The organism is Chryseobacterium sp. MA9 (genome assembly GCF_024399315.1).
Taxonomy (GTDB): Bacteria; Bacteroidota; Bacteroidia; order Flavobacteriales; family Weeksellaceae; genus Chryseobacterium.
In genome coordinates this window covers 169,146-190,240 of the sequence record NZ_CP075170.1, presented here as the reverse complement: position 1 = coordinate 190,240, position 21,095 = coordinate 169,146, and the positions used below count along the sequence as shown (strand labels likewise).

Genomic DNA, 21,095 nt, shown 5'->3' with positions numbered 1-21,095 from the left:
ACGGGGATTTTTTTACTTTATTCCTTTGGTATTAAATGCTGCAACTCAGGGTCAGCTTTAATGCGCTCCATTTCATTTTCAATAATCGTTACAATATCAAGCTTCACTTTTTTATAATTTTCTTCAATAAGCGGTGTCATCCTATCTTCTCCATTCTCATTAACAAACGATAAAATCTCAGGGATGGGCTGATAGGATTTAGTTTCGGCCGCTACCTTTTCATGATCAACGACGATCTCAGCATGGAACATTTTCTGCTCGATACGTTCATCAAAATTATCAGATACAGCTCCCACAAACATTCCCTGGCTTAATGTTGAAATTTTAGAGGCCGGTATTAAACTGTCCAATTGAGTAGATATAGAGCTCGATGTATCATTTCGGTTGATGGTCAGGCTCTGTCTTTTCTGCAAAACCTTTCCAAAACGCTCCGAGAGACTTTTAGCGGTATCTCCTACCACCTGTCCGCTGAATATATTACCAACGGTATTCTGAATCACTTTACTTTCTTTGTCTCCGTAATCTCTTGTCAGCTGAGAAAAATCCTGAAACCCCAGGCATACCGCTACCTTATTGCTTCTTGCTGTTGCAATCAAATTATCAAGTCCCCGGAAATAAATGGTGGGAAGCTCATCAATTATGACTGAACTTTTTAACTGTCCTTTTTTATTGATAAACTTTACAATTCTGGAATTATACAAACCCAGCGCCGCCGAATAAATATTCTGTCGGTCAGGGTTATTTCCGACACATAAAATCTTAGGTTCTTTAGGATTGTTGATATCCAGAGAAAAGTCATCTCCGGTCATGACCCAGTATAACTGGGGAGATATCATCCGTGATAAAGGAATCTTTGCAGAGGCAATCTGTCCCTGAAGTTGATCCTGCGCCCCGCCCTGCCATGCATCCATAAAAGGAGAAAGATAATTTTCCAGATCAGCATAGGAAGTCAAAATGGTAAAAACATCGGAATACTTTTTATTCAGCAATTCAATGGCATGAGGAAAAGTACAGTATTTACCCTTTTCATAGATCTTCAGGAACCAGATAATAGCTGCTAGTAATATAATAGGAGATTCGACAAAGAAATCTCCCTGCTTTTGGATCCAGCTCCGGTTCAGATTTAACATGATGGTGTATGCCGCCTCATAGGCATCTGATATATCAGTCATAAAATCAGGATTCAAAGGATTACATCGGTGGCTTCTTCTCGGATCATCAAAATTAATCACATAAAACTTCGGTTTTACTGTATACCGATCATGATATTTCAGTACATGGTTATAGGCAATAGTCGAGAGATCATCAAACTTAAAATCATAGATATACATAGAAAAACCCTTTTCTATCTGCTGTTTGATATAGTTGTTGACAATAGCATAGGACTTCCCCGATCCTGGCGTTCCCAGGACAATAGTTGCCCGAAAGGGATTGACAATATTAATCCAGCCCTGATTCCATTTTCCTTTATAGTAGAATTTAGTCGGAAGGTTGACAGAATATTCATTTTCCATCAGCCGGGTTTCCTGCATAAAGCTTTCATTCTCATTGTTAAAAACATCATTCATAAGATTATTCTTCAATAAACGGCTCATCCATACGCCTGCCATCATCAAAGAGATATACCCTGCTGACATTGAAAACATATAGAGCATGTTTCCGATATTTCCAGACCGTCTTAACAGAAAAGTATTAGAGAAAAACAATATACACCCAATTCCCAGAACCCCAATAATCTGAGTCCATGTGAGTTTTTCATTTTTTACCCCTTTTGTTCCCAGGCAGCTTAAAGAGAGTAAGAGAAGGATAAAAACTTTCGTATACAGAGGGTGAGAAAACAGTCCTGCCGTTCTCTGGAAATTGTACAGTATTGTATTGATGACTTCCAATGTCCATCCTTTTTCAAGAAAAAAAGAGTAACAGTACCAGTAATAATGCATCAGCAGTATTACAATGCTGACCGCTCGCATGAATGCCATAATTTTGGCTAACCCTCTGAGATCATCTTCACCCTGCATATCAATTTTTTTAAGTTAGGATGATGAATTTAGCTGTTGATGGAAAGCCAATTTTTATGCTGGCAGTTCCTGTCGTTATAAGGAAGTATTTGGCACCATAAAAAAACTGATTTTCTGCTGAATCATTTAAGCTATTGATAAAGGAATTTCTAAATTTGCCTTATAACAAAATGCCTATGAAACCTATCCCATCAAAATATACAGATCTACTCGACAGCATAGGATCCGCTATTGAGATAGCAAGACAAAATGCAGTGAAAGCGGTCAATACTGAACTGGTGAAAGCAAACTGGGAAATTGGCAGGCACATTGTGGAGTACGAGCAGCATGGTGAAGAACGGGCCGAATACGGAAGTAACTTATTGGCCACACTTTCCAAGGACCTGAGGCAGCGTTACGGCAAAGGTTTTGGCAGGCGTAACATTTTGGATATGCGCAGGTTTTATCTGGCGTATCAAAAATGGCAGGCAGTGCCTGCCAAATTAAGCTGGACCCATCTTGTTACTTTATTAGGAATTTCTGATGATACGGCAAGAAAATTCTATGAAAAACAGGCCGTACTGGAAAACTGGGGGTATCGTGAACTGGAAAGACAGATTGGTTCTTCCCTTTTTGAAAGACTGGCTCTGAGCAAGGACAAAAAAGGCGTATTGCAGCTGGCAGAAAAAGGTCATATCATCACGGATTCCACAGAAGCCATAAAAGATCCTTATGTTCTTGATTTTCTCAAATTACCGCAAAGCCACCGTGTTACGGAAAAAGCGTTGGAACAAAAGATTATTGATAATCTGCAGATGTTCCTTCTGGAACTCGGAAAAGGTTTCGCATTTGTAGGAAGACAGTATAAGATATCACTTAGAAACAGGCATTTTTATATTGATCTTGTATTCTACCACCGTATCTTAAAATGTTTTGTCCTGATTGATTTAAAAATAAAGCAGGTTGAACATAATGATATCGGACAAATGAATTTGTATCTTAATTACTTTAAATCCGAAGAAAATGTTGCAGACGACAACGAACCTATAGGGATCATCCTTTCGGCAGAAAAAGATGAGGTTCTGGTAGAATATGCAACAGGCGGAATTTCCAATAAAATATTTGTTTCCAAATACCAGCTGTACTTACCGGACAAAAAAGAATTACAGCGCAAAGTTCAGGCTATTCTGGAGAAAGAAGGATAGCATCCATTACCATTTTCTTTTCCTTTTGCGCTTGCTTATCTGCCGGGCAAAAACTTCCTCTTCATGATCTTCTCCCTCTGCCAAAGGTAAAAGTCCGGGAAACAGAACTGAAGTTTCATCATTTGAAGGATTATCACTACTCTCATTCTTCAGAAATCCGAATAAAGGGTGAAGCTGATCAGACCGTAATTGATCTGACGGCGAAGATTTAGACAGGGGAAATTTTAGTTCAGAAGCTTTTTCCATGTTTTGCTGATCCTTCCAAAGATCATTAAAAGCATTGGCTGAATACTGCTTTCCCAGATTTGAGCCATTCCATACAGTTTTTGAATGGTGATCAATGAATGTAATCCCATAAATACGTCCGGATTCATTTCTTCTGACAACGGTACTAATATCCCATGAATTTAGCCTTTTAACAAAATCATTTTCCCCTTTACTATATTTGAGAACATTATCAATTCCGGTTTTTATCTCAGACCTGCCGGAAGAGTTTAAAACTAATTCTTTGCTTTTTAAAAAGTGTAACTCCAATGCAGCCAGTCCCGCATTCTTCCCTATCCTTGAAGCTTTGAAAGGATGTCCTATCTTGTTTTTATTTTTATCCAATGCAAAATACACCAGGCCACGCTGAGGTTCACCGTGCAACTCACCTTCAATTTTTTCAACCGCTATATTAAAAAGTGAAAGCAGAGCATTATACTCTCCAAGGGTCTTAAACGAATACTCCCCAGGTATATTTCTGATCACGGAAGCTATCTGGCGTTTGACATTTCCCTTATGATAATCAACAGGACTAAAAATCAGGCTATTTTCAGAACTCTTCTGCTCTACTGCGGGCAGTAAATTATAAGTCTTTTCCAGTTTCCTGCATATTTCCATTGAACGTCTTTTTTCAAACTTATCTGAGATTTTCCGGCCGTTTTCATCAACGCATACGGAAACAATATGCAAATGAGTACGGTCAATATCGGTATGCTTGAATATAATATAGGGTTGCTCTCCATAGCCCATCTCCTTCATGTACTCTTCTGCCATCTTTATAAAATATGTCTCACTGACCTTGTCCTTGGGATCCGGGTTAAGTGATAGATGCAGAGTATACTTTTCCGTATTTCTATTGGCTGCTAAATAAGGGTCAAAAGATTCTGCCAGCTGTGGTATGGTATACCTGCCATTTGGAGTTTCAACCATTTTATTCATGAACAAAATCTTACCTTTTTCCTGCTCTACTTTATTATGATTGTAAGCCAACGCGCCATACAAATTACTGCTTCTCCCAATTTTCGCAACCATTATGCTGTTATTTTTTTAAGCTCCGGCTGTTAAATTCGTCAGCCAATTCAATAATTTCCCTGCATAAAACCGCCAGTTCAGCGGTATTTTTTTCCAGCCGATACAGAAATGTCGCTGCTTTTTTTTCAGTAAAATGCGTATATAATAATTTCACCACCTGATTGTAATTGACTCCTACTGCTCTGAACTGAGCATAAAAAGAAGTTAATCTCATGTAAAAATCAACAGTTCCCTTATCTATTTTCACTGTTTTTATCTCTTTTGAAAACAGCAAAGACGTTATAAACTGAGCTTTATTATCCATTCCCGAAGCTTCAAAAAGAGACAGGAACTTATTATTGTCCTTATCATTCAGCCGAAAAACATACCGGTGGATGCAGGGATCTATCTTTGGCTTTCTTCCGCCCTTATTCCTTTGTTTTTTTCTCTGATCGTTCATTAGACATCCATTTAAAGTTAATAACCTCGACTTTGGAGAGCGTTTCCATGCTCCCCGGCAGGGCAAGTTGTTTTGAGGCACAAAAAAACAGTTATGAGGCACTCAAAACACAACTTGCCGTGTTCCGGTGAACACCCCTGTCTACCTCATCAAAAAAGTTAGCGCAACAAGCGTCCAACAGAATTAAGATGTTGTATTGAGCTACAAACTCCCCTCTAAAAATCATTACAACAATGTATATAGAATCAACCAAATACATACAATACTACCGACTGCCAATTACTGCCAAATCATTCCATTAATCACCTGGAAATTAGCATCGGTTTTGATTTTTTTTTCATTTACAGTAAAATATAAAACTGATTATAAAAGGGGTAAAAAATAAAGAGGTAAAGTTTTACAAGTGTAAAAGTGTAAAAGCAATTGTAACTCTTTAAGAGTTATCATATAGCCAACAAAACAATTGCAGATAGAAACAGAAAAGAAGGTAAATATATACAGATATTCAAAATCATACATCCATTAAAAAATATGTAAATACATACTGATCAAAAGAAAATAAAATTACAAAGCAATAATAAACAAGTACATAATGAAAGCAACAAAAAATCCTTTAAAAGTAAGTTTCTTTACCCAAAAAGGGGGTGTAGGAAAATCAACGATGACCACATTAATGGCCAGTATACTGCATTACCGATTGGGTTTTAATGTTTTAGTCATGGACTGCGATTTTCCACAATACAGCATAAGCAATATGAGGGAGCGGGAAAAAAAGGCAATCATACTCCATGAATACCATAAAAAAGCAGCAATGAGACAGTTTCAATTAATCAATAAGAAAGCTTATCACATTATACGTTGCAAAGCAGAGAATGCATTAGAGGAAGCTTCTCAATACATCAGCCAGGCTTCCGTAATTCCGGATATTCTATTCTTTGATCTGCCGGGTACCGCTAATACCAAAGGCGTTCTGACCACCTTAAAAACAATGGATTTTATTTTTGCTCCATTAACCGCTGACCGGCTGGTTGTAGAAAGTACATTGGGATTTACCAAAGCATTCCTGGGTCTTCCCCATGCAGCGCATGGCAGTAAAGAACAAGCGATCTGGCTATTTTGGAATCAGATTGATGGAAGAGAGAAAACAGGATTATATGAAATATATGAAAAGACTATTGCAGCACTCCAGCTGAATATCATGGAAACAAGGATCATGGATAGCAAAAGGTTTCGCAAGGAGTCGGAGGATATGGGTAACAGCATTTTCAGGTCTACTCTATTACCTGCAGATCTTTCACTCTTAAAAGCGACCAGAATGAATCTGTTTATCGAGGAATTCCTACAAATCACACCACTATAAAACTTGAACAATGAGAACGGATAAAGAAAAAAAAGATTTTGAAAAACCACATGTTGATGAAGAATACCTGATGCAGATAATCAGTGGTGACCAGAATGCTCCAGAGGTAAAGAGCAATGAAGCTAAAGAATCTATGCATCAAAAGCCAAGGGAAAAAGCACGAAGCAGTACATCCAAAAAAGCACATTATGAGGACCTCTTTCTCATCAACCGGTTTCCTTCGGGGCGTAGTGGTAAGGTTGTTTATATAAGACCCGAATACCATGAAAGACTGTTGAGAATCGTACAGCTCAGCCGGGAGGAAAGAACAACATTATACTCATATATCGATAATATCCTTGAGCAGCATTTTCTGGAATACGGAAATGAGATCACTGAGTATTTCAACAATCATTTTAAACCCATTTTATAACCATGGAAATTCTCATTATTATAAACCTATTGATCATTATCCTGTTATTACTGCATAAAAAAATCGGTATTAAAAAATCCCCTTTTCCCATTATAAAAAATCAAACAAACATTGAAAGCCCTTATCACATTATAGGAGAAACCAAAACTTCAGTAAGCCACCCGGAGACAATATCCTCCCCTGAAAGACAAAAGGAAGAAACTGGGTTTGATCCCTCTAATTTAGACATAGCATATGACATCAGTGAAAATGTACATCTTCAAAATCCGCAGGAAGAACCGGAATATGGTTTTAATAGCAACCTTGATTTTACTGAAGAGGAAGAAGAATGGAAAAAATATAGAATTATTGATGAAAATGACGGTTTTGCCCAGGGAGCTACCTTTGAAGAACTAAGCGCTGTGCAGATGATCTTACAGCAAAAAGTTGGTGATCCATCTGAAAAGGAAACAGCAGCAGCGGCAGTTCAGAAAATATATGGAACCGAATTATTCAACCTATTGGAAAATTCTATGGAAAATGCTTCCCAAATCATTGCCGAGCTATTGGATAACAGTTTTACACATGCTGAGGAAACCGGTTCTTCCACTTTGCGGACAGACGATATGAAAGATTTCAATATTGAAAACTTCACCTGATCCTTTAATTGAATGAATTCCTGAATTCTACAGGAGAAAGACCGGTCTGAACCCTAAACATTTTACTGAATGACTGTGGATGTTCAAAGCCTAATTCATAGGCTATTTCAGCTACCGTCAAATCAGTGGAAATCAATCTTTCCTTAGCTTTTTCAGTAACCTTCTCACGAATGTACTGCTGGGTATTTTTCCCAATCACCGATCGTAAAACATCACTCAGATAGCCGGGTGAGATACTGAGCTGATCAGAGAGATACTGCACGGTGGGAAGACCCTGATGCATTGATTCCTGATCGTTAAGGTAATGGTCCAGGATGGTTTCTGTTTTTTGAAGAACATCGCTATTGACTACTTTTCTAGTAATAAACTGACGTTTGTAAAATCTGTTGACATAACTCAAGAGCAGTTCTATCTGCGCAATCACTACCTCCTGACTGAATTCATCAACGCGGCTATTGAGCTCCTGTTCCATAATCCTGAAAACAGAAAGAATGATCTCCTTCTCAGTGTCTGACACATGCAGAGCCTCATTAGATGAATACGAAAAATAGCTGTACTGCTTTATTTTACCGGCTATAGGATGTCCCAGCAGGAAGTCAGGATGAATCAACAGCAAATAGCAGTAAGTTTCGCTGTTATAATCCGTGCTCCCTACCAATTGATTAGGAGCCAGAAACAGCATGCTGCCCTCATTATAGTCGTAAAAACTTCTGCCGTACTTAAGTCGTCCTTTGTTTCTTGTGATAAAAGTAATCTTATAGAAACTCAAGAGATTATACACAGGTGCCATTTCCGCATTGAAAGGATTGTCTTTATTGAAATGAATAAGACTGATCAAAGGATGCTGCGGGGCAGGCAGTCCGAAGGCTTTATGGCTTTCCGATATCGATATAAACCGTATCAATTTATCCTCTTTGCTTTTCATACTATAAATGTATAAAAAACCTATGACTGTGGATCATAGGTTTAATGTTAAAAATCCTACCACGGAAGAACGTTGTCTTTTCTGCCGAAATTCGCCGGACCGGTAAAACTACCTGTAGGAAGATCTTCTGTCAAGGCTACTCTGATCGGTTCCTTCGAACCTTCTTCAACAGAGTCTGTCCCCTCAAAATTATTAAGTGCCGTGGCCGTGAATCCCGGACTCACCATATGAACCTTGATATTGGTCTTCTCCAGTTCTATGGCTAAAGAGAGAAAAATTCCATTGAGTGCCGTCTTAGAAGCACCATATACCGCATCGAAATGTACACGATATGGGTTTTCGGGATTGGCATTGATCGTAAGAGAACCCAAGACACTGGAAACCGTCACAATACGTGAAGCAGGCGCTTTATGTAATAATGGCAGGAAAGCCTGTGTAAGAGCAAGGGTTCCAAACACATTGGTATCCCATACCGATTTCAGTTCATCTATAGTTGCAATGCTGGCACGCTGCGAACCCAATATTTCTTCCATAGTACGGCTGGCTTTTCCCGCATGTGAGATTGCCGCATTATTAACAAGCAGTGTAAGGTATCCGTATTCACCTTCAATAGTTTCTACAGCGGCTCTGATCGACTCATTATCGGTAATATCCAGCTGAATCGCTTTTGCCTTCCCACCTATTTCAGCTGTGGCCACCTGACCTTTTTGTAAATCGCGGGAACCTGCATAGACCACGTATCCGTTTTCTGCCAGCGCTTTAGCAATCTGAAATCCCACCCCGGTGTTAGCACCTGATACCAGTGCTATCTTATTTTCATTATTCGTTATCATATTCATTGATTTAAATTTTGTACAGCAAAGTTGCAGAATACAGAAACTATACGCGTAGTCAGATTGAGGATATCTGAAGCCGTATTGAGGTTTCAATGGGAATGTAAAAAGATATAATTCTTCCAACAGAAATCTGACAAGATAACTTATCAATGCCAAACAATTCCTCCGGATTCCTAATTTCAATTTAGCATCCTGCTACCCTACATCTTTGTCTCAGCACCCGTAAAGTGCGGGTTTCATCAACCAAAAAATCTATTATTATGAAAAGACAAAGAAAAAAAATCATGTTCACAGCTTTACTCCTGGCAATTAGCTGGAGTATCAATGCCCAAGGTAACGGTTCCGCCGGAATTACTGAGGCCACACAGATGGTCACTTCTTATTTTGATCCTGCCACAAAGCTTATCTATGCTATCGGCGCTGTGGTAGGCCTGATCGGAGGAGTCAAAGTATATAACAAATTCAGCAGTGGTGATCCTGATACCAGTAAGACTGCTGCCAGCTGGTTCGGAGCCTGTATCTTCTTAATAGTAGCGGCAACCATCCTCCGCTCATTCTTCCTTTAATTGAATAATGATGGACACCTATCACATTAATAAAGGAATAGGAAGAACCGTTGAGTTTAAAGGACTGAAAGCACAGTACCTGTTTATTTTTGCAGGCGGATTATTAGCAGTACTGATACTGGTGATGATCATGTATATGGCTGGTGTAAACACCTATCTCTGTCTTATTCTCGGCGGAGTCAGTGCCGGTATTCTGATCTGGAAAACCTTCTCTCTCAACAGAAAATACGCAGAGCACGGCCTGATGAAATTGGGAGCTAAAAAGAAGCATCCCCGATATATTATCAGCCGTAAGTCAATCTATAGATATCTAAAATCGAACTCCAAAAAAGCTTCACCATGAGAAATCAATCAAAAGCGGCAACATTGGAAAGCATGTTTCCACTACTGGCAGTTGAAGAAAACTGTATTATCTCTAAAGATGCAGATGTTACCGTTTGCTTTAAAGTCAGTTTACCTGAACTGTTTACTGTAGCTTCAACTGAGTATGAAGCCATTCATTCAGCCTGGTTCAAGGCAGTGAAAACACTACCGGACTATTGTATTGTGCATAAGCAGGATTGGTTTATTAAGGAAAACTACAGACCGGATCTCTCCGGTGATGATCAAAGCTTTCTATCCAAATCATTTGAAAGGCACTTTAACGAAAGACCTTTTCTGAATCATTACTGCTATCTCTTTATCACCAAAACCACTAAGGAAAGAATGAAAATGCAGAGCAATTTCTCATCCCTCTGTAAAGGAGTTTTAATTCCTAAAGAAATAAGGGATAAAGATATCATCACCAGATTTATGGAAGCGGTGGATCAGTTTGAAAGAATTATGAATGACAGCGGATATATTTTTCTGAAAAGAATGACCGCTGACGAGATAACCGGAACTGATAAACAGTCGGGATTGCTGGAACAGTACCTGACCTTATCCAGAGAAGCCAACCCATCATTACAGGATTTGAATCTTGGCGCAGAAGAAATGCGTATCGGAAACAACCGTATCAGTATGCATACATTGTCTGATACAGATGATCTTCCGGCAACCGTTTCTTCCCACAGCCGGTATGAAAAGCTCAGCACGGACCGAAGTGACTGTCTGCTTTCATTTGCATCTCCGGTAGGACTGCTGTTAAGCTCTAATCATATCTACAATCAATACCTGTTTATTGACAACAGTGATGATAACCTTCGCCTATTTGAAAAATCTGCCAGAAATATGCATTCTCTGGCAAGGTATAGCAGAGCCAATCAGATCAACAAGGAATGGATTGAAAAATATCTGAATGAAGCCCATTCCTATGGACTTCAATCCATCCGTGCCCATTTCAATGTGATGTCATGGTCGGACAATCCAGCTGAACTCAAACAGCTAAAGAATGATACCGGGAGCGCCTTGGCACTTATGGAATGTAAACCCCGTCATAACACCACAGATACCGCTACATTATACTGGGCAGGTATTCCCGGAAATGCCGGAGATTTTCCGAGCGAAGAAAGTTTCTACACATTTATAGAGCCTGCGTTATGTTTTTTCACTGAAGAAACCAATTATCAGAACTCACCATCCCCTTTTGGTATCAAGATGGCTGACCGGCTGACAGGTAAACCCATTCATCTGGATATTTCTGATCTTCCAATGAAGCAGGGCATTATTACCAACCGAAACAAGTTTATCCTCGGACCTTCGGGAAGCGGTAAATCTTTCTTTACCAATCACATGGTTAGGCAGTATTATGAACAGGGAGCTCATGTACTCCTGGTCGATACCGGAAACTCTTACCAGGGATTGTGCGAACTGATCAAAGGCAAAACCAAAGGCGAAGACGGAGTTTATTTTACCTATACAGAAGATCATCCAATTGCTTTTAATCCTTTCTACACTGATGACGGTGTATTTGACATTGAGAAAAGAGAAAGCATTAAAACACTGATTCTGACTTTATGGAAAAGAGATAATGAGCCACCGACACGTTCTGAGGAAGTGGCACTGTCTAATGCTGTCAGTGGATACATTGAAAATATTAAAAGCTATGACGGGCACTCTTCCTTTAATGGCTTTTATGAATATGTCAAAAATGATTATCAAAGAATATTGGAGCAGAAAAAAGTCAGGGAAAAGGATTTTGACATCGCCAATTTCCTGAATGTTCTGGAGCCTTACTATAAAGGCGGCGAATATGATTATCTGCTGAATTCAGACAAACAGTTAGATCTACTGTCCAAACGGTTTATCGTTTTCGAGATTGATGCAATTAAAGACCATAAGATCCTTTTTCCGATTGTAACCATCATTATTATGGAAGTCTTCATCAATAAGATGCGGAGACTGAAGGGAATCAGAAAACTCATCCTGATTGAAGAAGCCTGGAAGGCCATTGCCAAAGAAGGGATGGCAGAATACATCAAATACCTCTTTAAAACGGTAAGAAAATTTTTTGGGGAAGCGATTGTCGTGACTCAGGAGGTAGATGATATCATACAATCGCCGATTGTTAAAGAGAGCATTATCAATAATTCAGATTGTAAGATTCTACTTGATCAACGTAAATACATGAACAAGTTTGATGACATTCAGACGATGTTAGGATTGACTGACAAAGAAAAATCCCAGGTTTTATCAATCAATATGAACAATGATCCTAAAAGGCTCTACAAAGAGGTATGGATTGGATTGGGCGGGACTCATTCAGCCGTCTACGCTACAGAAGTATCCACAGAGGAATATCTGGCTTACACCACAGAGGAAACTGAAAAAATGGAAGTCATGGATCTGGCTCTGGAACTTGACGGCAATGTAGAGCATGCCATCAAGAGGATTTCTCTTAGGAGAATCAAACCGCACAAAAAAGAACATTAAATCAATTAAAATATTACGACAATGAAACATTCAATCATTACAACAATGATAATACTTGCTATGGCAATATCATCATTTGCAAAAGCACAATTTGTAGTTACCGATCCTGCCAATCTGGCATCAGGGATTCTGAATTCAGCCAATGAAATTGTACAGACTTCATCCACGGTTTCGAATGTGATTAAAAACTTCAATGAAGTCAAGAAGGTGTATGAACAGGGCAAAGAATATTATGATAAACTTAAAGCTGTAAATAATCTGGTTAAGGATGCCCGTAAGGTTCAGCAGACTGTTCTTTTGGTCGGTGATGTCTCGGAGCTGTATGTCAACAATTTCGGGAAGATGCTTAATGATCCTAATTTCAATACGCAGGAACTCACAGCCATTGCCAATGGCTACTCTACATTACTCAATGAAAGCACCGAACTGCTCAAAGAATTAAAGCAGATTGTCACTTCAACCAACTTATCATTGAATGACAAAGAAAGAATGGATATTATTGACCGGGTATACAAAGAGGTAAAGGATTATCATAATCTGGTTAGATATTATACCAATAAGAATATCTCTGTCAGCTACCTAAGGGCTAAAAAGCAGAATAATACCCAAAGGGTCCTGAATCTGTACGGAACAGCTAATCAAAAATACTGGTAAGATGGAACCTAATAATTTACATGAAGTCCTACGTTCTGTTTATGAAGAGATGATGCCATTATGCGCAGATATGGCTGCCGTAGCAAAAGGAGTAGCTGGATTAGGTGCATTATTTTATGTATCATTAAAAGTATGGCAGGCATTAAGCCGCGCCGAACCTATTGATCTGTTTCCGATGTTAAGACCCTTTGCTATCGGTATCTGCATCATGTTTTTTTCAACGCTGGTGCTGGGAAGCATTAACGGGGTTTTGAATCCCGTTGTTCAGGGCAGCCATTCGATGCTGGAAGGTCAGGTCTTAGACCTTAATGAACTGCAGCAGAAAAAAGATTTTCTGGAAAAAGAGGCCATGCTTCGAAACCCTGAAATGGCCTATCTGATTTCGGATGAAGAATTTGATAAAAAGCTGGAAGAGCTCGGATGGTCACCGTCAGATCTGGTCACCATGTCAGGAATGTATATCGAAAGAGAAATGTTCGCCATTAAGAAAGATATCAGAGACGGATTCCGTGAATTTCTGGAAATACTCTTTCAGGCTGCCGCTCTGGTCATCGATACGATCAGGACATTTTTTCTCATTGTATTATCTATTCTCGGACCTATTGCTTTTGCCATATCGGTATGGGATGGTTTTCAGTCTACTCTTACACAATGGTTAACCCGGTACATAAGTGTGTATTTATGGCTTCCTGTAGCAGATATGTTCAGTGCTGTTCTTGCCAAGATCCAGTCATTGATTATTGAAAGGGATATCGAGATGCTCGCTGATCCCGACTTTATTCCTGACACTTCCAATACGGTCTATATCATCTATATGATTATTGGAATCATCGGGTATTTTACGGTTCCTACGGTTACAGGATGGGTCATTCAGGCAGGAGGTGCCGGCAACTTTATGCGCAATGTTACGCAGATGGCACAGAAATCAGGAAATGTCGCAGGTGCTGCGGCCGGTTCAGCAGCGGGCAACATATCCGGCAGACTTCTTAAATAATAAAATCATAAAACAATGGAATTTAAAATCTTAAGAAATATAGAAAACAGTTTCAGGCAGATCAGGCTGTTCACTTTTGTATTTGCCCTGCTATGCTTGGGAGTTGTTGGTATAGCTGTTTATAAGTCATACAGCTTTGCAGAGGAACAGAGACAAAAGATTTATGTATTGGACAATGGTAAATCATTGATGGTTGCACTTTCTCAGGATATATCCATCAACAGACCGGTAGAAGCAAGGGAACATGTTAGGCGTTTCCATGAGCTTTTCTTTACAGTAGCTCCCGATAAAAGTGCAATTGAAAGCAATGTTAAAAGAGCATTCAATCTGGCTGACCAGTCGGCGTTCAATTATTACAAAGATCTTTCTGAAAAAGGATACTACAACCGAATCATCAGCGGAAATATACAACAGAGAATTGAAGTTGACAGTATAACCGCAGATTTCAGCAGCTATCCCTATGCAGTCAAGACATATGGCAAACAGTTTATTATTCGTTCAAGCAACCTGACCATAAGAAACCTGATCACCCAGTGCTCATTGGTTAATTCTGTCCGATCTGACAGCAATCCCCAGGGATTTACAATTGAAAAGTTCAATGTCGTTGAGAATAAAGATTTAGAAACAGTTAACCGATAAAGGAAAGAGCATGAAAAAATTAAGAATAAGAATTGATCAGTGGGTAAAAAGTACGGAGGCCCAATGGAAAACATTTCCCATAAAAAGACAACGTTTTCTGACCGCACTGTTTTTTACAGGATATTCACTGATGACCTTACTGATGATCATCATTCAGATAGCATCGAAAAAAGGAAGCGACAGCAAAGATATGCCACCCATAAGGCATATCATTACTAAGCCTGCAGATGTAACAATCAAAAATAAAGCAGGTTACCACTCACTCTATAATTCCTCACAAAATAATCAAGATGAAAAACCAAAATAGTTCCAATATCAGAGTAACGGAAGGTGATAAAAATGATGAACCAAAAAACCGTAAGCTGACCATTGAGCAGTTGAAGAAACCTGTCATTTACTTTCTAATGACCATTGTATGTGCAGGTTGTTTGTATTTGATTTTTAACCCCAAAGAAGAGAAAGACCATAGTGCAAAGATAGGGTTCAATTCAGTTATACCCCAGGCCTCTGATGGCCAGCTGCAGTCCGATAAGCAGAAAGCGTATGAACAGCAATTACTGGAACAGAAAAATGAAGAAAAGAAAAATGCGCTCAAAACCTTATCGGATTACTGGACTGATTCTTCTCAAGGTACCTCAGCTCCAAATCCAATACTTTTACAAAATGAATCTGGCACTGCACCAGTATCCAATCAGAATCCAACCAGCAGTTACCGGAATGCCCAGCAGGCATTAAGTTCATTTTACAGTAGGGATGATAAGGAAGTGAATACTCTTAAAAGGGAAATCCATAGACTAAAAACAGAAGCTTCACAACGCGAAGCAGTACCTGTCGGCACCAGCATTAATGATCAACTGGAACTAATGGAAAGATCTTATCAGCTGGCCGCCAAATATCTTCCGGCATCCAAGCATGAGGTGCCTGAAAATAAAAGTGGGATAAAAGAAGTATCAGCTTCTGCTAAAGCCAGAATCACTGTTGCAACACCAGTCACGCATTCTGTGGTTTCAAGTTTGTACCGGGATTCTGCAGACAGTATCATTTTCCGTAGTTTAAATGATAAAAGATTTACCGGAATTCAAGATAAGCAGTTCCAGGAATCTACACCCGGCAACAGCATCCGGGCTGCTATCCATGAAACAAAAATGGTCACCTCTGAAAGCATGGTCGCAATAAGGCTATTGGAGTCTCTCATGCTTGGAAAAATAAAACTCCCTGTCGGAACCGTGTTAAAAGCTAAGGTTAACTTTCAGGGTGGAAGATTACACCTGAACATCTCTACCATAGCGTACGGGGGAATCATTGAACCTGTTGATGTTAATATCTATGATAATGATGGACAATTGGGACTGTATATACCCTACTCCTCTGAACAAAACGCTCTCAGTGATATTGCAGCCAATATGGGTCAGAACTCAGGAACAAACATCATGATGACCCGGTCTGCAGGACAACAGGTGACTGCTGATCTGACCAAAGGACTCATTCAGGGAATATCAGGATATTTTCAGAAAAAAGTCAGACAGCAAAAAATTACAGTCAAAATAGGACACCTTGTGTTTTTAGTTTCAAAAAATAATTAACAAATAACCATATAATAATGAGAATAACTTTTAATATAAAGCTCTTAGCAATTGTTTTAACTTCTTTCCTATCCATTGTTACAGCGCAGGATACCATTGGGTTTAGAGCGCTATATAAGGCAAGGATTGATCCACAGAAAATGCAAGTCACGTATGATAAAACAACACACCTCTTATTTCCTTCTCCTATACGATATGTTGATTTAGGCAGTGATTATATTACGGCTGGCAAAACTGATGATTTGGAAAACGTTTTAAGAATTAAAGCAGCCGTAAAAGATTTTGAACCCGAAACCAATTTTTCAGTGATCACCAAAGATGGCAAATTCTATAGTTTTGATGTATTGTACAGCCCTTATCCTGAGGCTCTCAGCTATGATCTTTCAAAATTACGAATGGACAATTACAAAGGCAATAATTCTGAAATACTTTTTGAAGAACTGAAAGGTGATTCCTCCTCTGTTACAGATCATATCATGAAAACACTTAGTGAAAGTTCAAAACGCAGTACCCGGCACATCCATTCGAAAAGTGATGGCATAGAATTCATAGTAAAGTCATTGAACCTATATAAGGGAAGGTTCTATTTTGTTCTGCAAATTAAGAACAGCCGAAATATTAATTATCAGGTTGATTATATCAATTTCAAAATCACTGATAAAAAAAACCTGAAGCGTACCGTTGTTCAGAATAAAATATTATACCCACTTCGGATATACTCCCCAGCCGAAAGTATTGAATCCCAATCTACATCTAGCAGTGTTTATCTTTTTGACCAATTTACGTTACCTAACGATCAGGTATTGTTTATTGAAATATTTGAAAAAAATGGCGGCCGACATCAGCGGATCAAAGTAAAGAATAAAGACTTAATCAAAGCAGAGCCCATCGAAAAACATTTCTAATACCAAAATAAAATTTACTGCGAAAAGACACTTTGACTGTAGGGAGATCTGTCTTTTCGCCCGAAGTTTAGAAAGCAAAAACGGCAATTAAAACTTGCCGTTTTTTTACTATTCGTAAAATTTCAAAATTACTTATAGTAATCCTTCATCAGCAAATGATAGATATTCCGTAGAAGTTAAAATACAATGGTCAAGCAGTTGTATATTTAAAAATTCCGATGCATCCTTTATTTTATTGGTCATTTTTACATCTTCGGATGATGGTTTTAGATTTCCTGATGGATGATTATGCGTAACAATAAGAGATGATGCATTACATAAAAGTGCGGCCTGCATAATAATTCTAATGTCTACCAAGGTTGAGGAAATTCCTGATTCCGAAATTCTTTTTATTCCCAGAACCTTATGGGCGTTATTCAAATACAGTGCATAAAATGATTCCCTATAATCAATTTCACCACTATCAAAATGTGCCCTGAATACTTCAACGGCATCATTGGAATTAGTTATTAATTTTTCAGCATTCCCCTCCCTTGAATAGGTTAATTTAATTTCGTTGACAATATTAAACTTCATTTGTTTTGCTCCGTGTACGGCGGAGCCTTTATTTTCCCGTACCTGCTTAATAATTAATTCCCTTTTCCTATCAAAGCTTTTGGGCCTTGCTAATATTTTTCAAAAGAAAAACCGGAAAAAAGAAAGCAGAAAATTGTTACGGGCAAGGTAAAAGTCAAAAGGAAACGGAATAAATGGAGGGTACCATTTGGGAGGAAACCGTTTATGCCGTAGTCTTTTGGCAGGGCTAGGAAGGCTGGCCGTTACAACTTGGCTACCTTTTTATCGGTTTATTATGGATATATTAATAAAGAACAGATACAGCACAAATCTCAAGAAACTATTAACCAATCTGTATTCATTATACTTTTCATTTTTACATTTTTTTAAAATAAAATTTTAGCGAATTCGTCTGCAAACTTTTTAAAGCTGGTAGCCCCGGGCAATACACGCTGACTTTCTTTAAAAAAGGCTCTCAGCAAAGTTCCTTCCCTTAAAGCAATTCCCATATCTATAATATATGTATGGGCCACTTCAGGACTCATTCCCTGCTTTAAAAGACTTTCAAGCAATTGCTGATTGGGAAATTCCACCCATCGCAAATCCGGAATATTTGTGGCCTTTCCCAAAGTTTCTGCAATTTCTTTTCCTGTAATTTCATTACTTACTACATACAAACTATTTTTCTTATTAAAATTACGATGATGTAATGCTTCAAATGCCGCCTGCGCTATATCATGAGGATGAGAAAGGGGCAGGATGATATTTCCACCGAAGTTATTGCCGATGATATGTTTTAGAATGGGCTGAAAAGTACAATTCTATTAAGGATTTATTGGCTGAAGAAAGCGAATTGAAATTTAAACCTGAAAATTTATCAATCACACTTTTCACCGCTAAATACATCAGATTTCAAGAAGAAAAAAATCAAATATCTCAATATATTCTGCTGGATCGGTAGATCGATGACAGGTAAAGTCAGTAAAGATCAGAGCCTATCAGTTGTTAAAAAGATATTCAACAGACACCAAGCCTTATTTATTGATATCATTGGAGGAGAAATCAGACCGACCATTTTTGATGATCATCTTGAGGATAACACAATGGAGACGTTTCAGGCATTTTACAGCTATAATACTACTTATGATATGACATTTAAATGGATTACAGAGAAAGGACCTTTTAAATATGAATATCAATGGTTGACCACTAAATATTCAAATGAAGAGAAGATGATATGGAAGTTACGATTAATCACAGTAAAAATACAGCAAACAATACATTTGGAAGGACAAACATATCAGCTAAAAAAAGTAATGATTTGCCAAACTATACAGCAGAAGATACTGAATATCGATACTCTGATATTAATGGTGAGATAACTCTTTTAAGAAAAGATTTTGACATAGTCGTTTTTTACCATGAACGAGAGCCTCAAACTCAGAAATCTACTAAGATAACTTCATATTAAACTATATCTTTCCTTCTCGACAGTTCAAAATATTATATTCACAAATTCTGTAAACCATATATTTATTGTCTGTCGAAAAACTTAAACAACTTTCATCTGTGAAGCTCGTAGGATTTGCTCTGTATTCTTTCAAAAACTTCTCGAAATCTTCTGCTTTTGATGGTACAATGACAATCTCAAAATAACGAAAAGTCAATAAATCCTCTAAACTTTTCAAAATTTCTTTTTTGTGTTGTACAGCCTGATTGTAATTCATAGCTATTATGGATTTCTTTTATGGCTAATTTACAAAAATATATGGCTAATCATTATATATAAGTTAAGTTTTTAACTATATATCGATAATATTTTTAATTATATATTGTAAATGTTAATTAAAATATTTAAATTTGAGATACCCGATTAAATATTAAGATATTATTCTTAACGCTATTGCCACATTTTTGTGGCAATATTGTTTTAAACAATATTTGTGAGAATTTTAATATTACTTATGAGAATTTTCTGATATTTATCAACTCAATGTTGAATTGTAATTAGTCTGAGAAATGCAAAAGAATCAAGTGTAATTTTATAGTAAATATTAAAATAGTATTATTTTTTTATTGAAATAGTGAAATTCATGTGTTTTAAGGTCTTCCTTTTATAGGAAGGCTTTTTAAATCATACTGAGATAAATTACAATCTATTTATTCATAAAAAATACAATGGAAAAAAAATCACACTTTGCTATTCATAGCAACTTATCTTACGTGCTATACATAAATCTATTTACTTCTAGAAACATCAAAAAAAAATATTTAATAAATTATCAATATGGCATATTGGAAGACAATTGCATTAAAGAATGCTGATAATCTTTTTAGTTTATCATTTTATAGTGTGTGCATTCATTCATTTCATATTCCTAAAAGACTAATATTGTTGTTTATATTTAAAAAAAGTAAAAAAATCGTTAATTCTAGAGGAGTTTTTCATTTTCAGAGCCTAAAGTTTATAAAAGTCAATTAAAAAATAAAACTTCCAATATAGTAAGTAAAAATAAAGCGAAAAAAGAAACATATTGAATGAATTATGAAAAAGTAGTTTCGAAAGATTAAGGTTTAAATCATTAAAACCCCTTCTTGATAGGGAACTCTTTTCTCATCATGTGCGATTATTCAAGAGGTTAAGAAGGGGAATCTAAAATAGTATATGGAGAAAGTGACTTTCTTAAATCAAATATAATCAATTCTATAATAATAATTAAATTTAAATGTTAAATAACTGTAATAATATTGTTTTTATTATACATTTGAGAACGAAAATTTTTTTTTTCATCATTTGTGTTTTTTGAATCCTCCTTTATGGGAGACTTTTTATTTTCAGTCTAAGTGTTTAACTCAGGAAATCCGTGGGGAGAAAAAACAGATATTGAGCTAGGCAAAATTCAGATTATTGGCGGGAAATAAAAAATAGTAAATCATCTCCTCACTATTATGACCTAAGAGCAAAGTACAATAAGCTACTAGGGACGTATCAACTTAATACCATAAATCTACATGGCCTACTTCTTTATTGTCAATAAAAAGAAAATATTCATTTTTTTTTAACAAATTCTTCTTGGGATACTCACTTGGTGTATAGAAGCTATATCTAATGGTATTTTTTACATTATTCAATTTGGATCTAGTAAAATATTTGCTATTTATCTTATAATCTCCTTGATTATTATAAAATATAAATTGATTTACCTTTTTCTTTATCATCAATTATTCGATATTCTAGACG

At 37.3% G+C, this 21,095-nt stretch carries 21 protein-coding genes; 14 read left to right on the top strand and 7 right to left on the bottom strand.

The window, feature by feature from the left end; translation table 11 throughout:
- Positions 1-17 precede the first annotated feature (17 nt).
- On the bottom strand, positions 18-2,018 hold the full coding sequence (mobC, locus tag KIK00_RS00855) for a conjugal transfer protein MobC (protein WP_255814685.1): 2,001 nt from the start codon (positions 2,016-2,018) through the stop codon (positions 18-20).
- 176 nt (positions 2,019-2,194) lie between these two features.
- On the opposite strand from mobC, the gene KIK00_RS00850 reads away from it, so the two are divergent.
- Positions 2,195-3,202, top strand: a complete 1,008-nt coding sequence (locus KIK00_RS00850) for a YhcG family protein (protein ID WP_255814684.1) — start codon at positions 2,195-2,197, stop codon at positions 3,200-3,202.
- 6 nt (positions 3,203-3,208) lie between these two features.
- On the opposite strand, the gene mobB is transcribed toward KIK00_RS00850, so the two are convergent.
- Both mobB and mobA read right to left on the bottom strand, forming a co-directional pair.
- Complete coding sequence (mobB, locus tag KIK00_RS00845) at positions 3,209-4,498, bottom strand: conjugal transfer protein MobB (RefSeq protein WP_255814683.1); 1,290 nt, start codon at positions 4,496-4,498, stop codon at positions 3,209-3,211.
- A gap of 7 nt (positions 4,499-4,505) precedes the next feature.
- On the bottom strand, positions 4,506-4,937 hold the full coding sequence (mobA, locus tag KIK00_RS00840) for a conjugal transfer protein MobA (protein ID WP_255814682.1): 432 nt from the start codon (positions 4,935-4,937) through the stop codon (positions 4,506-4,508).
- 592 nt (positions 4,938-5,529) lie between these two features.
- Between mobA and KIK00_RS00835 the strand changes: the two genes are divergently transcribed.
- From KIK00_RS00835 to KIK00_RS00825, 3 genes are read left to right on the top strand one after another with little or no spacing between them, the layout of a single operon-like run.
- On the top strand, positions 5,530-6,297 hold the full coding sequence (locus tag KIK00_RS00835) for a ParA family protein (RefSeq protein ID WP_255814681.1): 768 nt from the start codon (positions 5,530-5,532) through the stop codon (positions 6,295-6,297).
- 10 nt (positions 6,298-6,307) lie between these two features.
- Positions 6,308-6,709, top strand: coding sequence for a DUF3408 domain-containing protein (locus tag KIK00_RS00830; protein ID WP_255814680.1), 402 nt, complete (start codon positions 6,308-6,310; stop codon positions 6,707-6,709).
- Between the two features lie 2 nt (positions 6,710-6,711).
- Positions 6,712-7,347: a conjugal transfer protein TraD gene (locus tag KIK00_RS00825; protein WP_255814679.1), complete on the top strand. Its 636-nt coding sequence runs from the start codon at positions 6,712-6,714 to the stop codon at positions 7,345-7,347.
- A gap of 4 nt (positions 7,348-7,351) precedes the next feature.
- Here the strand turns inward: KIK00_RS00825 and KIK00_RS00820 are convergent, their stop codons facing one another.
- Entirely contained in the window at positions 7,352-8,272 is a 921-nt protein-coding gene (locus tag KIK00_RS00820) for an AraC family transcriptional regulator (RefSeq protein ID WP_255814678.1), read from the bottom strand.
- Positions 8,273-8,328: 56 nt separating this feature from the next.
- Positions 8,329-9,111 carry an SDR family NAD(P)-dependent oxidoreductase gene (locus KIK00_RS00815; protein WP_255814677.1) on the bottom strand — a complete coding sequence of 261 codons (783 nt, stop codon included), beginning with the start codon at positions 9,109-9,111 and terminating at the stop codon, positions 8,329-8,331.
- Positions 9,112-9,368: 257 nt separating this feature from the next.
- Between KIK00_RS00815 and KIK00_RS00810 the strand changes: the two genes are divergently transcribed.
- From KIK00_RS00810 to traN, 9 genes are read left to right on the top strand one after another with little or no spacing between them, the layout of a single operon-like run.
- Positions 9,369-9,674: a DUF4134 domain-containing protein gene (locus tag KIK00_RS00810; RefSeq protein ID WP_255814676.1), complete on the top strand. Its 306-nt coding sequence runs from the start codon at positions 9,369-9,371 to the stop codon at positions 9,672-9,674.
- A gap of 10 nt (positions 9,675-9,684) precedes the next feature.
- Positions 9,685-10,017, top strand: coding sequence for a DUF4133 domain-containing protein (locus KIK00_RS00805; RefSeq protein WP_255814675.1), 333 nt, complete (start codon positions 9,685-9,687; stop codon positions 10,015-10,017).
- A complete protein-coding gene (locus KIK00_RS00800; protein WP_255814674.1) occupies positions 10,014-12,524 on the top strand; it encodes a TraG family conjugative transposon ATPase in 2,511 nt (836 codons plus the stop codon). Before KIK00_RS00805 ends, KIK00_RS00800 begins: the two co-directional genes overlap by 4 nt.
- Before the next feature lie 45 nt (positions 12,525-12,569).
- Positions 12,570-13,178, top strand: coding sequence for a DUF4141 domain-containing protein (locus KIK00_RS00795; protein WP_370647758.1), 609 nt, complete (start codon positions 12,570-12,572; stop codon positions 13,176-13,178).
- Between the two features lies 1 nt (position 13,179).
- Positions 13,180-14,172 (top strand): conjugative transposon protein TraJ, encoded by a 993-nt coding sequence (gene traJ / locus KIK00_RS00790; RefSeq protein ID WP_255814672.1) that lies wholly within the window; start codon positions 13,180-13,182, stop codon positions 14,170-14,172.
- Positions 14,173-14,187: 15 nt separating this feature from the next.
- Positions 14,188-14,811: a conjugative transposon protein TraK gene (gene traK, locus KIK00_RS00785; RefSeq protein WP_255814671.1), complete on the top strand. Its 624-nt coding sequence runs from the start codon at positions 14,188-14,190 to the stop codon at positions 14,809-14,811.
- Between the two features lie 10 nt (positions 14,812-14,821).
- Positions 14,822-15,118 carry a hypothetical protein gene (locus KIK00_RS00780; RefSeq protein WP_255814670.1) on the top strand — a complete coding sequence of 99 codons (297 nt, stop codon included), beginning with the start codon at positions 14,822-14,824 and terminating at the stop codon, positions 15,116-15,118.
- Entirely contained in the window at positions 15,102-16,394 is a 1,293-nt protein-coding gene (gene traM, locus KIK00_RS00775; RefSeq protein ID WP_255814669.1) for a conjugative transposon protein TraM, read from the top strand. Before KIK00_RS00780 ends, traM begins: the two co-directional genes overlap by 17 nt.
- 17 nt (positions 16,395-16,411) lie before the next feature.
- The gene (gene traN / locus KIK00_RS00770) at positions 16,412-17,299 is read left to right on the top strand and encodes a conjugative transposon protein TraN (RefSeq protein WP_255814668.1); all 888 of its coding nucleotides are present in this window, start codon (positions 16,412-16,414) and stop codon (positions 17,297-17,299) included.
- A gap of 132 nt (positions 17,300-17,431) precedes the next feature.
- On the opposite strand, the gene KIK00_RS00765 is transcribed toward traN, so the two are convergent.
- Both KIK00_RS00765 and KIK00_RS00760 read right to left on the bottom strand, forming a co-directional pair.
- Positions 17,432-17,875, bottom strand: a complete 444-nt coding sequence (locus tag KIK00_RS00765; RefSeq protein WP_255814667.1) for a JAB domain-containing protein — start codon at positions 17,873-17,875, stop codon at positions 17,432-17,434.
- 365 nt (positions 17,876-18,240) lie between these two features.
- On the bottom strand, positions 18,241-18,531 hold the full coding sequence (locus KIK00_RS00760; RefSeq protein WP_255814666.1) for a hypothetical protein: 291 nt from the start codon (positions 18,529-18,531) through the stop codon (positions 18,241-18,243).
- A gap of 288 nt (positions 18,532-18,819) precedes the next feature.
- Here KIK00_RS00760 and KIK00_RS00755 point away from each other — a divergent pair, with 288 nt between their 5' ends.
- Positions 18,820-19,236, top strand: coding sequence for a hypothetical protein (locus tag KIK00_RS00755; protein ID WP_255814665.1), 417 nt, complete (start codon positions 18,820-18,822; stop codon positions 19,234-19,236).
- Positions 19,237-21,095 lie beyond the last annotated feature (1,859 nt).

What these genes read in the sequence shown, in the direction of transcription:
- KIK00_RS00835 (WP_255814681.1), top strand. Translation starts at nt 5,530, where the DNA reads ATGAAAGCAACAAAAAATCCTTTAAAAGTAAGTTTCTTTACCCAAAAA.
- mobC (WP_255814685.1), bottom strand. Translation starts at nt 2,018, where the DNA reads ATGCAGGGTGAAGATGATCTCAGAGGGTTAGCCAAAATTATGGCATTC.
- traK (WP_255814671.1), top strand. Translation starts at nt 14,188, where the DNA reads ATGGAATTTAAAATCTTAAGAAATATAGAAAACAGTTTCAGGCAGATC.
- mobB (WP_255814683.1), bottom strand. Translation starts at nt 4,498, where the DNA reads ATGGTTGCGAAAATTGGGAGAAGCAGTAATTTGTATGGCGCGTTGGCT.
- KIK00_RS00755 (WP_255814665.1), top strand. Translation starts at nt 18,820, where the DNA reads ATGACAGGTAAAGTCAGTAAAGATCAGAGCCTATCAGTTGTTAAAAAG.
- traM (WP_255814669.1), top strand. Translation starts at nt 15,102, where the DNA reads ATGAAAAACCAAAATAGTTCCAATATCAGAGTAACGGAAGGTGATAAA.
- KIK00_RS00815 (WP_255814677.1), bottom strand. Translation starts at nt 9,111, where the DNA reads ATGAATATGATAACGAATAATGAAAATAAGATAGCACTGGTATCAGGT.
- mobA (WP_255814682.1), bottom strand. Translation starts at nt 4,937, where the DNA reads ATGAACGATCAGAGAAAAAAACAAAGGAATAAGGGCGGAAGAAAGCCA.
- KIK00_RS00800 (WP_255814674.1), top strand. Translation starts at nt 10,014, where the DNA reads ATGAGAAATCAATCAAAAGCGGCAACATTGGAAAGCATGTTTCCACTA.
- KIK00_RS00850 (WP_255814684.1), top strand. Translation starts at nt 2,195, where the DNA reads ATGAAACCTATCCCATCAAAATATACAGATCTACTCGACAGCATAGGA.
- KIK00_RS00780 (WP_255814670.1), top strand. Translation starts at nt 14,822, where the DNA reads ATGAAAAAATTAAGAATAAGAATTGATCAGTGGGTAAAAAGTACGGAG.
- KIK00_RS00830 (WP_255814680.1), top strand. Translation starts at nt 6,308, where the DNA reads ATGAGAACGGATAAAGAAAAAAAAGATTTTGAAAAACCACATGTTGAT.
- KIK00_RS00810 (WP_255814676.1), top strand. Translation starts at nt 9,369, where the DNA reads ATGAAAAGACAAAGAAAAAAAATCATGTTCACAGCTTTACTCCTGGCA.
- traN (WP_255814668.1), top strand. Translation starts at nt 16,412, where the DNA reads ATGAGAATAACTTTTAATATAAAGCTCTTAGCAATTGTTTTAACTTCT.
- KIK00_RS00820 (WP_255814678.1), bottom strand. Translation starts at nt 8,272, where the DNA reads ATGAAAAGCAAAGAGGATAAATTGATACGGTTTATATCGATATCGGAA.
- KIK00_RS00825 (WP_255814679.1), top strand. Translation starts at nt 6,712, where the DNA reads ATGGAAATTCTCATTATTATAAACCTATTGATCATTATCCTGTTATTA.
- traJ (WP_255814672.1), top strand. Translation starts at nt 13,180, where the DNA reads ATGGAACCTAATAATTTACATGAAGTCCTACGTTCTGTTTATGAAGAG.
- KIK00_RS00765 (WP_255814667.1), bottom strand. Translation starts at nt 17,875, where the DNA reads ATGAAGTTTAATATTGTCAACGAAATTAAATTAACCTATTCAAGGGAG.
- KIK00_RS00795 (WP_370647758.1), top strand. Translation starts at nt 12,570, where the DNA reads ATGATAATACTTGCTATGGCAATATCATCATTTGCAAAAGCACAATTT.
- KIK00_RS00805 (WP_255814675.1), top strand. Translation starts at nt 9,685, where the DNA reads ATGGACACCTATCACATTAATAAAGGAATAGGAAGAACCGTTGAGTTT.